The sequence below is a fragment of the Enterococcus sp. AZ188 genome, assembly GCF_050544075.1.
Classification (GTDB): domain Bacteria; phylum Bacillota; class Bacilli; order Lactobacillales; family Enterococcaceae; genus Enterococcus_D; species Enterococcus_D entomosocium.
Map to the genome: position 1 here is coordinate 39281 of NZ_CP172943.1, position 14106 is coordinate 53386.

Annotated in this window: 12 protein-coding genes; 5 read left to right on the top strand and 7 right to left on the bottom strand. The window is 43.1% G+C overall.

The annotated features are described in order from the left end of the window. Window positions 1-23 precede the first annotated feature (23 nt). The gene (gene recA, locus IGI86_RS00195; protein ID WP_008376737.1) at window positions 24-1067 is read left to right on the top strand and encodes a recombinase RecA; all 1044 of its coding nucleotides are present in this window, start codon (window positions 24-26) and stop codon (window positions 1065-1067) included. Between the two features lie 242 nt (window positions 1068-1309). Then, window positions 1310-2884, top strand: a complete 1575-nt coding sequence (gene rny, locus IGI86_RS00200) for a ribonuclease Y (RefSeq protein WP_005232891.1) — start codon at window positions 1310-1312, stop codon at window positions 2882-2884. Between the two features lie 302 nt (window positions 2885-3186). On the opposite strand, the gene treR is transcribed toward rny, so the two are convergent. From treR to IGI86_RS00215, 3 genes are read right to left on the bottom strand one after another with little or no spacing between them, the layout of a single operon-like run. Next, the gene (treR, locus tag IGI86_RS00205; protein WP_005226457.1) at window positions 3187-3903 is read right to left on the bottom strand and encodes a trehalose operon repressor; all 717 of its coding nucleotides are present in this window, start codon (window positions 3901-3903) and stop codon (window positions 3187-3189) included. Window positions 3904-3957: 54 nt separating this feature from the next. Continuing rightward, window positions 3958-4608 (bottom strand): beta-phosphoglucomutase, encoded by a 651-nt coding sequence (gene pgmB / locus IGI86_RS00210; RefSeq protein WP_005232889.1) that lies wholly within the window; start codon window positions 4606-4608, stop codon window positions 3958-3960. A 14-nt stretch (window positions 4609-4622) separates the two neighbouring features. Then, window positions 4623-7250: a glycoside hydrolase family 65 protein gene (locus IGI86_RS00215; RefSeq protein WP_196043911.1), complete on the bottom strand. Its 2628-nt coding sequence runs from the start codon at window positions 7248-7250 to the stop codon at window positions 4623-4625. Window positions 7251-7586: 336 nt separating this feature from the next. Here IGI86_RS00215 and treP point away from each other — a divergent pair, with 336 nt between their 5' ends. Continuing rightward, the gene (gene treP / locus IGI86_RS00220; protein WP_430599772.1) at window positions 7587-9566 is read left to right on the top strand and encodes a PTS system trehalose-specific EIIBC component; all 1980 of its coding nucleotides are present in this window, start codon (window positions 7587-7589) and stop codon (window positions 9564-9566) included. 124 nt (window positions 9567-9690) lie between these two features. Here treP and IGI86_RS00225 read toward each other — a convergent pair whose 3' ends face one another. Then, window positions 9691-11064 (bottom strand): MFS transporter, encoded by a 1374-nt coding sequence (locus IGI86_RS00225; RefSeq protein ID WP_430617628.1) that lies wholly within the window; start codon window positions 11062-11064, stop codon window positions 9691-9693. Window positions 11065-11322: 258 nt separating this feature from the next. Here IGI86_RS00225 and IGI86_RS00230 point away from each other — a divergent pair, with 258 nt between their 5' ends. Then, window positions 11323-11808, top strand: a complete 486-nt coding sequence (locus IGI86_RS00230) for a hypothetical protein (RefSeq protein WP_005226468.1) — start codon at window positions 11323-11325, stop codon at window positions 11806-11808. Window positions 11809-12100: 292 nt separating this feature from the next. Here IGI86_RS00230 and IGI86_RS00235 read toward each other — a convergent pair whose 3' ends face one another. The 3 genes from IGI86_RS00235 to IGI86_RS00245 are packed head-to-tail and all read right to left on the bottom strand — an operon-like array spanning window position 12101 to window position 13165. After that, window positions 12101-12265, bottom strand: a complete 165-nt coding sequence (locus IGI86_RS00235) for a hypothetical protein (RefSeq protein ID WP_005232885.1) — start codon at window positions 12263-12265, stop codon at window positions 12101-12103. Further along, entirely contained in the window at window positions 12262-12852 is a 591-nt protein-coding gene (locus tag IGI86_RS00240; RefSeq protein WP_005232884.1) for a DUF1700 domain-containing protein, read from the bottom strand. Before IGI86_RS00240 ends, IGI86_RS00235 begins: the two co-directional genes overlap by 4 nt. Then, window positions 12839-13165 (bottom strand): PadR family transcriptional regulator, encoded by a 327-nt coding sequence (locus IGI86_RS00245; protein ID WP_005232883.1) that lies wholly within the window; start codon window positions 13163-13165, stop codon window positions 12839-12841. Before IGI86_RS00245 ends, IGI86_RS00240 begins: the two co-directional genes overlap by 14 nt. A gap of 225 nt (window positions 13166-13390) precedes the next feature. On the opposite strand from IGI86_RS00245, the gene IGI86_RS00250 reads away from it, so the two are divergent. Next, complete coding sequence (locus IGI86_RS00250; protein ID WP_086316723.1) at window positions 13391-14092, top strand: TetR/AcrR family transcriptional regulator; 702 nt, start codon at window positions 13391-13393, stop codon at window positions 14090-14092. The last annotated feature ends 14 nt before the right edge of the window (window positions 14093-14106 follow it).

A 14106-nucleotide genomic window follows, 5' to 3' on the forward strand; every position in this document is an offset into this window, starting at 1 on the left:
TGAATATAAGGAGGATTATCCGTTTGGCAGATGATCGTAAAGCAGCCTTAGATGCTGCACTAAAGAAGATTGAAAAGAACTATGGTAAAGGTGCCATCATGAAGCTTGGCGAAAAAGTTGATCAACAAATTTCAACGATCCCAAGTGGTTCATTGGCCTTGGATGTTGCATTAGGTGTAGGTGGTTACCCACGAGGACGGATCGTAGAAGTTTACGGCCCAGAAAGTTCTGGTAAAACGACAGTTGCTTTACATGCCATTGCGGAAGTCCAAAAAAATGGCGGAACAGCAGCATTTATCGATGCCGAACATGCGTTAGATCCTCAGTATGCGCAAAAATTAGGCGTAAATATCGATGATCTTTTGTTATCACAACCAGATACAGGGGAACAAGGATTAGAGATCGCTGACGCCTTAGTTTCAAGTGGTGCGGTTGATATCGTAGTTATTGACTCGGTAGCAGCTTTAGTCCCACGAGCGGAGATCGATGGTGAAATGGGTGATACCCACGTTGGTTTGCAAGCTCGTTTGATGTCACAAGCATTACGGAAACTTTCTGGTTCCATCAACAAAACGAAAACGATCGCGATCTTTATCAACCAAATTCGCGAAAAAGTTGGGATCATGTTTGGGAATCCAGAAACGACACCTGGTGGACGTGCGTTGAAATTCTATTCAACCATCCGTTTGGAAGTACGTCGTGCTGAGCAATTGAAATCCGGTACAGATATCATCGGGAACCGCACGAAGATCAAAGTAGTCAAAAACAAAGTAGCGCCACCATTTAAAGTAGCGGAAGTCGACATGATGTATGGTCTAGGTATTTCACAAGAAGGTGAATTATTGGATATGGCCGTGGAACAAGACATCGTTGATAAAAGCGGTGCGTGGTATGCCTATAAAGGGGATCGCATCGGTCAAGGTCGTGAAAACGCCAAAAACTATATGCGTGAACACCAAGAAATGATGCTAGAAGTTTCTGCTCGCGTCCGCGATGCTTACGGGATTGGAACAGGAGAGACCGTAACCCTCGAGGAAGCGCAAGAAGAATTACCATTAGACGAATAAGTCTTGAAAAGCCAAACAACGAGGTTGTTTGGCTTTTTTGTGGCTTTTTGCTAGATTCATCTATTGTTGAAAAAACATCCGTAAAAAGGAAGGGTTGCGAAAGTTTACTTTATTATTTAAAGTTGACACTCTTGTGTTCAAACATTAGAATAAACGTATGTGGATTTCCACATAAGAAGTAGCGAATTGATAATTTTGTTATCCTTTGTTAATCAAAATTACAAAATATTTAAAAAGATAGTATGGAGGTGGATTCATTGGAACTACTTTACATTCTCCTCGCTATCATCGGTTTAATTGTCGGTCTTGGATTAGGAGTTTATGTGACGAAATCTCGTCATGAGAAAGAAATCAACGGCGCCCAAAATTCTGCAGCTGGAATTATCGAAAGCGCTAAGAAAGAAGCAGAAACTCTTAAAAAAGAAGCATTGTTAGAAGCTAAGGAAGAAAATCAGAAGTATCGGTCAGAGATTGAAAGTGAGTTGAAAGAAAGCAAACTTGATTTAAAATCACAAGAAAATCGTTTACTCCAAAGAGAACAAGTACTTGATCGTAAGGACGATTCTTTGGAAAAACGAGAACGCTCACTTGAAGATAAAGAAGGCAGACTTAGTGAGAAACAACAATTAATTGACGAGCGAGAAAAAGAAGTAGAAAACTTAATCGATGGACAACAGAAAGAATTAGAGCGCATCGCCGCGCTGTCTAGAGATGAAGCAAAAGAGTTGATCATGAAATCAACGGAAGAGGAATTGAACCATGAATTAACGATCATGGTCAAAGAATCTGAACAGCGTGCGAAGGAAGAAGCAGATCGAAAAGCAAAAAATCTCTTGTCCCTAGCAATCCAACGTTGTGCCGCAGACCAAGTGTCTGAAACCACGGTATCGGTCGTATCATTACCAAATGATGAGATGAAAGGTCGAATCATCGGAAGAGAAGGTCGGAACATTCGGACCCTTGAAACATTGACAGGGATCGATTTGATCATCGATGACACGCCAGAAGCAGTCGTCTTATCAGGATTTGATCCGATTCGCCGTGAAATTGCTCGTATGACCCTTGAAAAACTGATTCAAGACGGCCGGATCCATCCAGCTCGAATTGAAGAAATGGTCGAAAAATCTCGGAAAGAAATGGATGAGCATATTCGTGAATATGGGGAACAAGCAGCCTTTGAAGTCGGTGCTCACACCCTTCATCCAGACTTGATCAAGATTTTAGGTCGTTTGCGTTTCCGTACCAGCTACGGACAAAACGTCTTGAACCACTCGATCGAAGTCGCAAAACTAACCGGTGTTCTTGCCGCAGAATTAGGTGAAGATATCCAGTTAGCCAAACGTGCCGGACTCTTGCATGATATTGGGAAAGCCCTTGACCATGAAATCGAAGGCTCTCACGTTGAGATCGGGGCTGAGTTAGCTGCCAAATACAAAGAAAATGGTGTGGTGATCAATGCGATCGCTTCTCACCATGGAGATGTTGAAGCAACATCGGTTATCTCTGTTTTAGTTGCAGCCGCAGATGCCTTGTCAGCAGCCCGTCCAGGTGCCCGCAGCGAATCATTGGAAAATTATATTCGCCGCTTGCAAAACCTAGAAAATATCGCCAACGGCTTCAAAGGTGTCGATTCCAGTTTTGCCGTCCAAGCCGGACGTGAAGTCCGTGTAATGGTCAAACCAGAAGAGATTTCTGATTTGGATGCTGTACGATTGGTTCGCGACATCCGCAAGAAGATCGAAGACGATTTGGATTACCCAGGTCATATCAAAGTAACCGTTATTCGCGAGACCCGCGCAACGGATTACGCCAAATAGCAAGCAAAAGCAGTATCCTCTCAGAGGGTACTGCTTTTTTTGTGTGGCTGACTGTTAATAAGGACGACTGAGTTGTTCAAAATCAACTGTGCTTTTCATCAGTCCCATAAATGATTGAGCCTTTTTTGTTCGTCGGCAGCCAAACGCCGGGAAAGCAAAAGGATGAATCGTTAGCGACAGAGGCGAAAAGAGGAAGGATCGATCCAGCATCATCTCGAGAGGGGGGGATTGAAAGATAAAACAGACCCAGACTTCTCGGTGAAGTCTAGGTCTGTTTTGTCTTTTTCACGTCTATACGTCCATCAAATCTTGCGTCGACGGGCAAAGTCCACAAAGCGGAATTTATCCAGTCGGTGGATCGATTCGGTGTATTCAAAACAGCGCGTGTCTTCTAGATACACGAGGCTGCGAACCGTAACGACATGCTGATCTTCAGGACGCAGATCCATTAGATCCCGCAATTCTTTGTTGACGGGGTCAACAGTGATTTCTTTTTGTGCATAAGCGATCTCAAGGCCAAGATCATTTTCAAAGTAATCAAAAATCGATACTTTCGCTCGGTTTTCTGGCAACTCTTCGATGATAGAAGCATCAAGGTAATCTTTATCCAAAATCACCACTTCTCCATCGATTCTCCGCTGACGGATCAGTTTCCATGCCTCAGAAGCGACAGGCCAACCAGTGGTCTCGTGCAGCTTTGGCGAAACGGCGATCTTACGGATCTCGACAACCTTTGTTTCACTAGGAATGCGTTGGGTATCTTGCAGCTCACGAAAACTCGTCAAGCCAGAAATCGGGAAATCAAAGCGATTCAAGTCTAAAACGATCGAACCTTTCCCTTGTTTCTTTTGGATATAACCAGCATCCCGCAATAAATTCAATGCCTTACGGACAGTCTCGCGGGAGACACCATAAGTTTTGATCAATTGGTTTTCGCTAGGCAGCAAAGAATGCGGAGGGTATTCGTTTGCTAGAATTTTTTGTTCTAAATCTAAAAATATCTCTTTGAACTTGTTCATCGGATTGCCCCCTCTTTGGCTATTATAGCGAGGCCAATTTGGAAATGCAATCGACTATTTCGCCAAAAGTTCGTCAATGTTTAGATCCGTCAATTTTTCAACGATCACATCTGCACCGTGTAGTTCTTCTCCTGAATAAACGCCTACCGCGTACATACCAGCAGCTTTGATGCCGTCGATCCCTGCTTGAGCATCTTCAAACCCAACTGCTTCTGCCGGTTCAATGCCTAGTGCTAGCGCTGCTTGGATAAAGATTTCTGGATCTGGTTTGCCTTTTTTCAAGGTTGCTGGGTCAACGATCGTATCAAAGTCTTGCATGACACCTAGTTTGTCCAAAATAAACGGCGCATTCTTGGATGCCGAAGCGATGGCACAAGGAATATTTTTTGCTTTGGCTTCATCAAGGAACGTCTTTACCCCCGGCAATAGATCATCAGGAGTCAAGCTTTGTAATAATTGTACATAGTGGGTATTTTTCTTTGTCGCTAAGGCTTCTTTTTCGACTTCTGTGTAGGCATCATTTTTGTTGCCTAGTGTTAAGATTCGCTCTAAAGAATCCATGCGGCTAATGCCTTTTAACTGCTCATTGAATTTCAAATCGATCTCGATCCCAATCTCCGCAGCTAATTCTTTCCATGCGATGTAGTGGTATTTAGCTGTATCCGTGATAACGCCGTCTAAATCAAAAACAAATCCTTTTTTCATGTGTAACACTCCTTTTAGTAAGTAATCGTTGCTTCTTTCTTTGCTTCTAGAGAAACTTGCTGCCCATTCACTAAGATCGTGACTGGCTGATCAGCGGTGATCGTCAATGTTTCATGTGTAACATTCAATGCAAAGCGGGTGCCGCGAACTTCTAGCTGAAAGGCTAAGCTGTCCCAAGCTTTTGGCAAGTTTGGTGTGATCTGCAGTTGCTCTTCTCGAATATCAATCCCAGCAAAAGTGGTTAACGGAATAAACAACGTAGCGGCCATGACACCGGCGTGAATGCCTTCTGCCGTGGTCCCGCCTTGGATATCACGATAATCAGAAGAGAGGGCTTCTTGGTATAACGACCAAGCCAATTCCTGATCATCCACCATTGCCGCTAACTGAGCGTGAACGATCCGCGACAAAGTCGAGCCGTGGGAGGTGCGAGCCAAATAATAATGGAGATTTTTTTCAATATAGTCTGTTGGCAGTTGGTAAGAAAGATCCGCCAAAATTTGATTGACTTGCTCTTTTGAGAAATTATAGAAAATCATCAAACTATCGGCTTGTTTCGCGACTTTGTAGCTGTCAGCACTCTTGCCTTCAGCGTTTAGGATGCGATCCATCCGATAAATGTTGCCATATTTCTCTTTATAATGGGCCCAATCCAGATCTTCCAACTGGAAGTACCCTTCAAACTGTGCGATGATGCCTTCGTGATCGATCTCTAAGCCTAATTTGGTACGAATATCTGCCATAGCAGCAATATCCGCTGGGGTTAAAGCCGTTTTCTCCAATACTGCTTGGAAGCTCTCTGCTGATAGTTGTTGTTGGAGGTTCTCGATCTCTTCAAACAACCATACTACCATCATATTGGTATAGGCGTTGTTTTTCAAGCCGCCTTGTTCACTATTTGGGTAGCTTTCATGAAATTCATCTGGTCCCATGACTTTATCGATAAAGTAACGTTGAGCAGTATCATCCCAGGTGGCAGCACTTTGCCAGAAATGGGCGACTTCTAACATCAATTCTAATCCATATTGTTCCATAAAGGGACGGTCTTGTGTGTTGTGCCAATATTGCCAAATGTTATAAGCGATCGCTAAGGAGACGTGGCGCTGCAAGCGACTGTGGTCTTCTTTCCATTCGCCGCTGATAGGATTCAAATGCAGTTCTTGGGATTGCTCACTGCCATCCAAGCCTGATTGCCATGGGAACATGGCGCCTTGGTAACCGGCTTTTTGGGCGTCTTTTTTGGCAGCAGCTAAGCGGCGGTAGCGATACAGCAAAATTTCTTTGGCGGTGTCAGGAAAATGTAGAATGTAAAAGGGTAAGATAAACAGTTCATCCCAGAAAATATGACCGCGATAGGCTTCACCATGTAGGCCACGGGCAGTGATACTGGCATCTAAGGACTCCTGATAAGCATTCGGTGCTGCGGAGACCAGCAGATGATACGTATGCAGATTCAGCATTTTTTGCGACATCAAGTCACCAGTGACTTCGATGGCCGCTTTCGCCCATAATTCAGCCCAGGCTTGTTTTGAGGCGGTATACATCGTCGCAAAATCAGGTAATGCTAAGGAAGAAAACGTAAATGCCGGTTGCGGATCCTCTTGCCGATAAGCGGTAGCAGTGACTGATTTTTCGACCCGATAAGTTTGTCCCTCCGTCACCTCAAGGGCTACTTGCTGACGGACGAGCTGGTCGTTTGTTTCAGCTTGCAGCTCAGCCAATGGCAGGTCCTGTGAAAACAGTTCAGAGGATTGGACAACGGTAATCTGTGATTGGTGAGTGGTGACCACTAAATGCGCTTTGTTTTGTTCAGCTGCTGTCTCTTTCACGGTCAAATGCTGGTTGGTTAAGCTACGGTAACGAGCGACGTTATAGTTATAAACCGATCCGTCGGCTTCACTGACGAAGGTAACGGGACCGGAAAAGTTCAGTGGGGTAAACTGATAGACCAAGCTATATTGGTGAACGTCTTGCATATTGGCGATTTTCTTCGTTTCGATTCGCAGACGCTTTTGTTTTTTTGTTTCAATTTCTGCCACTGATTGGAACAAGCCGGTCTTCAGATCTAATGTCCGTTTAAAGGAAAGAAGCTGATTGTTGGCAATGTCGATCACTTCATCATCGATCTTCACGTACATTTTTTGCAGATTCGGTGCATTGACGAAGTCTTCATTGCTGATGGTATGACCAGAAACATCAGATTCCACCGTATTGTAAAGACTTGCTAAATACAGCCCTGGATAGTTCGCTTCACAAATGGTCATCTCAGGCGTCGTGCCTCGCAGCCCTAGATAGCCGTTGCCGACGGTTAAAAGTGACTCCACCGAGTATTCATCTTTACCAGGGGTGTAGCCATAGTATTCGAGGTTCCAAGGAATTTCAGCACTTTTTTCTTCATACTGTTCTTTCGTGGTGCAAACAAAGGGACGATTCAATTTTTCTGTCAACCATTGGTCCAGTGAAAAAGTCCCTTCTTCATTCGTAAACACCAGAGATTCAGAGACGATCCCGCCACCTTCCATTTTCTGCAGCTGCGCGGTCAGTGCAGCAACTCGTTCACTGTCTGTCCCAGAAAACGGATAGGTCGTACCGGTTTGATCCGTTAACAGCCATTCTTCCTTAGACAATATAATCGTATTCACAATAGTTGTCCTCCTTTAAACTTGTCTATACATGCAAGATGATTATAACGTAATTTGTAAGCTATTTCAATTTATCTCACCTGTTTTTTTATTCTTTTTTGTTAAATAAACAGTAAATAAAGTCATTGGCAATATTATTTTATATTAATCAAATATTTTAAAAAACGTTTATTTATTAAGGTTTTAATACGGTACCTTTTCTATTCACTTGTATTGTTTGTAGAAAAAGTGGAAAAAATTGGTTTGAAACGCTTGCAATATCAAAACTATCAAGTTATGATTAGTGCGTAATTAAAACATATATATACAAGTGGATATGAAAGGGGTTTATTAATTATGGGAAAGTATCGTGATGATGCTGAGAAGCTGCTGGAATATGTTGGCGGCAAAGAAAATATCGCCGCAGTAACACATTGCGCGACACGGATGCGTTTTGTTTTGAACGATCAGACAAAAGCAAACGAAAAGGAAATTGAAGAAATTCCAAGTGTCAAAGGGATGTTTACGAATGCGGGACAATTCCAAGTCATTATCGGCAATGATGTCTCAACGTTTTACAATGATTTTACCGATGTATCAGGAATAGAAGGTGTTTCTAAAGAACAAAGCAAAGCGATTGCAAAAAACAATCAAAATATCGTGCAACGAGCGATTGCTACGTTAGCTGAGATCTTTACCCCGTTATTACCAGCGATTATTGTCGGTGGTTTGATGCTAGGGCTGAGAAATTTCTTAGAAGGTGTACCGTTAGAAGCTCTAGGTGGACAAACCATTACGCAAGCTTCTACTTTTTGGAACGGTGTCAACGGCTTTTTATGGCTGCCCTGTGAAGCGATCTTTCACTTTCTACCAGTAGGGATTACCTGGAGTATTACACGTAAGATGGGAACCACGCAAATATTAGGGATTGTTTTAGGGATTACATTGGTTTCACCGCAATTATTAAATGCTTATTCAGTAAGTTCAACTTCTGCTGCAGAAATTGCTCAAAATTATACGTGGGACTTCGGGTTCTTCACTATTGATAAAATTGGGTATCAAGCACAAGTGATCCCAGCAATGCTGGCAGGTTTCTTATTGGTTTATCTTGAAAGATTCTTCCGGAAATGGATTCCAGAAGCGGTTTCAATGATCTTCGTTCCATTGTTCTCATTGCTGCCAACTATTTTAGCAGCTCACATGGTATTAGGTCCAATCGGTTGGCAAATCGGATCAGGCATTTCTTGGGTCGTAAATGCTGGCTTGACCTCACCATTAAACTGGTTATTTGGTTTCATTTTCGGTGGCTTGTATGCGCCTTTGGTTATTACCGGATTGCATCATACAACGCTAGCGATCGACTCTCAATTAGTAGCGGATTTTGGGACAACAAACCTTTGGCCAATGATCATGCTGTCAAATATTGCGCAAGGTACGGCAGTATTGGCGATTTGGTTCCTTCACCGTGGCAATAAAAAAGAAGAACAAGTCTCTGTTCCAGCAACGATTTCTGCTTACATGGGGGTTACTGAACCAGCGATGTTCGGGATCAATTTGAAATATGTTTACCCATTTGTCGCAGCAATGGTAGGTTCTGCCTTCGGTGGAATGCTGATCACTGCAACGAATACCCGTGCATTAGGTATTGGTGTAGGGGGACTGCCCGGCTTCTTATCATTTAAAATTGAAAACTATCCAATGGTCTTCATCTCAATGGCGGTGACGATTGCGATCACTTTTGTTTGCACTATCGTCTTTAGAAAAGTTACCTTCTTAAATAAATTAGAACCGCAATTGGCTGTTGATACAGCTGCAGCAGCGGCTGTTGCACCAACGACTGCTGCACCGACAACTGCAGCCCCAGAAGCAACACAAGTTTCAGAAGAAACCCTTTATGCCCCAGCTGATGGGAAAGTGGTTGCCATCACTGAAGTTTCTGACCCTGTCTTTTCTCAAAAAATGATGGGTGACGGCTTTGCTGTTCAGCCAACGAACGGAACGATTTATGCTCCTGTTGCAGGTACGATCTCTAGCATTTTTGAAACGAAACATGCAATCGGGATTTTAACGCCTGGTGGCGCGGAAGTTCTCGTCCACATGGGCTTGGATACTGTAGAACTAAAAGGTGCGCCATTTGAGGTTCTTGTTTCTGAAGGTGATACGGTCACACCAGAAACGAAGCTTGCAGTGATGGATCTAGATGCCGTTATCGCAGCTGGCAAACAGACAGATGTTTTGACGGTCATCACGAATGCCGAAAAAGTGCGTCAGCTTTCATTGACGACTACAGGCACAGTGACAGCCAAAACAGCGGTTGGTTCAGCTGAATTAAACTAAAAAAATAATCCGTTTCCGAGAGCGCCCTTTGACTAAGAAGGGGAATCGGAAGCGGATTTTTTTATGGGCCGTCCTCAAGGGAGGGCGGCTTTTTTTCGTTGTTTTTCAATTGGCAAAGCCGCAGTTAGCTGACAGCTTTTTTGTCGGTGTTTTTGCGGAAGTAGTTAATCGTTAATAGGAAAGTCAGTAAGACCAGGGCCCACAAAAAGAATAAGGCGATTTGAGAGCCGATGACCGTCCCTTGGGTGTAATCGGTCGTCGTATTTTGTGCCAAATTGATAATGGTCGCCACCACAGCCGTCGCCACTGCACCAGAAAATTGCTGCAGCGTATTAAAGATCGCATTACCGTCCGCGTACAACGCAGGAGTCAGCTTGTTTAAGCCGGTGGTCATCATATTGCTGTAGGCTAAGCCGATCCCGATCATGTAAAAGACATGTCCGGCAACTAGGCTCCAAATGAAAGGCGAACGCAAAACAAGGGCTAAGGCAAGCCAACCAATAGCAATCAAAGTCAAACCAGACAGGATCGGTTTTTTCGGTCCAACTTTATCCAGCAACCGACCAGAGATCGGCGCAAGGACCGCCCCGATGGCCGCCCCAGGAAGCATAACTAATCCTGCAGTAAAGGCATCTTTTCCCAAGACGAGTTGGACAAAGTTCGGCAAGACAAAGGAAATGCCCAGTAAAAGGAACTGACAAACGAGAAAGCCGAAAAGAAACAAACTGAAGCTGCAGTTTTTCAAAACAGCCAAACGAATCAAAGGGTTCGGGCCTTTTGAGCGTTGATAAAACAAGCCAGCACCAATGAAACCGAAAAGCAGTGGCAGTAGACTCGCTAAGGTGCCTACTTGATTCAAGAACAATAAGAAGCCGCTGAACATCAAGACAATTCCTAATACACTCAGTAAATCCAGGGAAGTGTCTTTTGCCCCAGCCGTTTTAGGGATTGAGTAAAGGCCGAGTACTAGGGAGATCAGTAAGACTGGGATCAAGAAAAGAAAGATCGCATTCCAAGACCAATGGGCGGTCAATAATCCTCCATATGTCGGTCCGATCGCTGGAGCGATGGAAGTGGTCAAATTCCCTAAGCCGATCGCCGCTCCCCGCTTTTCAAAGGGGGAGTAAGTCAAAATGATGTGGAACATCAAAGGCAGTGCGATCCCTGTGCTGGCACCTTGGAAAAAGCGGCCAATCAGCAAAATGGCAAACGTCGGCGATAAAAAGTCGATCACCAAGCCAACAAGGAAGAAGGCGTTGGCAGCTAGAAACAAGGTTCTCAATGAGAAGCGTTTCAAAAGGTAGGTCGATATTGGGACAATGATGGAGATGACCAGTAAGTAGATGGTCGTCACCCATTGGACATCGGATGTTGAAAGCGTAAATTGATCGATCAATGTCGGAAACGTTACATTCATGGCTGTTTCAATCAGCACGCCTGCAAATGACATCAATCCGGTTGCGAGGATCGCCCCCACGAGTTTTTTGTTGTTTTCCATATTCTCACCTCTAAAAATTCGCAAAAAAAGAGACCGTTTCTATTCTCATAGAAACCGCCTCTCTCTCGACAAGCGAACCCGCTTGTTATCTGTACGATTTAATCTATCGCTATTCTACTGACTTCATAAGAAAGTGTCAAGAGAAGTGGATAAAAAAATAGCAAAAAACTTTTTTGAAAGTTTTCAAACTTTTACTTACACGAAAAATTTTCTTCTGCTAGAATAGTCGAGTACGAAAAAGAGAAAGGAAGTTGTTACATGCCCATCAACAAAAAAGAAAGTTTGATCTATACGACACTTATGTGTATTTTCATGGTGTATTTTATGAGTGTTTACAACCTCATGTTCCAAGTCGGTGTGTCTGCATTGGCATTCCAATTGGCGTGGAATGAATTGCCATTAGCCCTTTGTGTCGCCTTTATTTTGGATTGGTTCATTGTTTCGGGTCCAGCAAAAGGTTTGGCGTTTCGATTTTTGGACCATCAATCAGCTACTTGGAAAAAAATCGGTTTGATTTCTTCATTGATGATCGCCGGCATGGTGATCTGTATGTCACTCTTTGGTGCGTTGATGCACCCAAACCCTGATCACTCGGTGTTCGTCAATTGGCTAAGCAACATTGGGAAAAATGTGATTGTCGCATTGCCGTTGCAATTGTTCATTGCAGGCCCCATCGTTCGCCGGGTGTTTCGCGCCTTGTTTCCTATTGGCACTGTGCAAGAACAGCCAGTACTAGGGGAATAATCGAGCATTAGAAAAAACGTACTGCAGACAGGCTCTACCAAGGTTAGCTAAAAATAGCTGGCTTGGCGATACCTGGACTTGCGGCACGTTTTTTTGCTTTTATAAACAACAAAAAAACCCATAGGATGGTATGGGTTTTTCTGGTTACCCTATGAAATAGGATACAGGATGTACCTATATAGTAATATGGTGAGGCCAAAAAGGAAAGTTCAATTTTTTCATCAATACATGAAATTAATGCAAATTGCTAGTTTTTCTGACGAAAAAAACAACTTATAATTGTTTTTGCCGATTAGTCTGTGTAGAAACCAATCAGTTGATACCAACGACGGTGCTCAATATGGTAGGCATCAGGTGAGTACCCTGACATTGAAAAACCGATAAAGGTGATGACCAGTCCGAGAATAATAAACAACAGACTGAGAAAAACGAAAAAGCGCTTATTGATTTTGATCATAGGACTGCCTTCTTTCGATAGTTTTGAACAAATGATTTTGGCCAAACGACAAGGGAGTGGGTAAGACGTGAAAAAGGTCGGCTCATACTATAAGTGGCGATCAGACAAAGAAGCCCTAAACCAAATAAGAAAATCCCCACGCCTAACTGACTTAAAAAGAGATAGAAACCATCCGCCATCAGCATGGGACTTAAGACAACGCTAGCAATCCCACCGATAAACGTAGTGACACCAATCATGCCAGTGGTGAAAGGCACACACCAGATGATTATTAAAAAGCTTAGGATCAGCAAAGCGGCACTTAACAATAAGCTGCCCCACAATGGAAAGCCTAGCACTAAGATCAAGAGCAAAAAGGGATGAAAGCGGCGGGGAATCTCTACCACGACCTCTTCTGTTTCTGTGACTGTTTGGATCAGTTCTTTTGGGGAGCCAAGGCGTGCCACGGCTTCTTCTTCAGTGTATCCTTCTTCCATCAAATCTTCGATCATCTCGTCATAATAGTTGATCAGCTGATGAATCTCGCTAGGTCTGACTTTTTCAGATAATTCTGCAGCCAATGCCTTGATAAAATCAACTCTGTTCATCTAGTGTTCCTCCTTTAATAAATCGCTGGATCAATGTCAATTGGGGCCAGTCGTTGGTTAAAAAATCGTCGATCCGCTGTTTGCCAAGTTTGGTCAAGCGGTAATATTTTCGGGTCCGTCCTTGATGACTCTTGTTGTAAGTCTCAACCGCTCGGCTGGCTTCTAAGCGCTTCAAGATAGGGTAGAGGGTGGATTCTGAGATTGGTAGTAAAGGAGAAATATTTTTGACTAATTCATAGCCATAAGAGTCCCCGTGCTGCAAATAGGCTAAAACACAAATTTCCAATAATCCTTTTTTTAATTGGGCATCCAAAGGCTCTCCTCCTGTTCATATCCATACTATACATTACATAGTATCATTTCACAAGTAGTATCAAAAAAATCAGTCTTAAGACTTAGCCGAGGAAAACAGGAAGGTTTTTTAGAAAAATGGTCAAAAATATAAAACAAAATTAAGAAATTCGGCAGAAAGTATATGTTAACGTTCTCTTTTTTGTTAAAGTAGAAGTATGCAGATTACTTTCAGTAAGAAAATTGGGTGTTGGTGGTGTTTCACTGGAAGAAAGCAAGTGAGAGTAGAGGAGCGTTAGCGAGAGCTGATCGCCTCAAGAAAGGAAGGGGTATTATGAGAAAAGCAACGATTACGAAAAAATATTTGATCAACTGTTTAAAAAAATATCTGGTGGAATATCTTTATCGGCCAATCACTGTCCGCGACATTGCTAAATATGCACGAACATCGACCCAACCAATCTATTTGAATTTTTCAAACATGCAAAATTATAAACAGGCAATGGTCGATGATGTCTTCCATGACATTCATGAAGCAAAAAAAGAGACGGTGATGACACTGGATCCTCTATACTGTTTTTGGCATGACTATTACGTGTTCGCCAGTCGCAATCGAGCCCTCTTTTTTGCATTATTTTTAAATGATATTGGTTGTGGTCCCTACATAAAAGAGTGTTCTTTTGCATATTTTCAAGAAGCAATCGCTGAATCAGCTGTTTTTCAATGTGAGCAAGAAAACGATCTGAGGAAATACCATGAAGAAGCCTTGATTTTTTTTAGCGGTTTGGTATTGCTGTTTATTCGTGAAGGGTGTACTGACGGCAACAAGGATTTTATAAAAGATACCGTGGAGTATTGGGAACGAATGTTAAAGAAAGCAAAAGGCGTGACGCGAGACCAGGGTCGGCAAGGATTATTAGAGGTCGGTACGTTTGCTGTAGAGGAATAGGTACTTGAAATCAA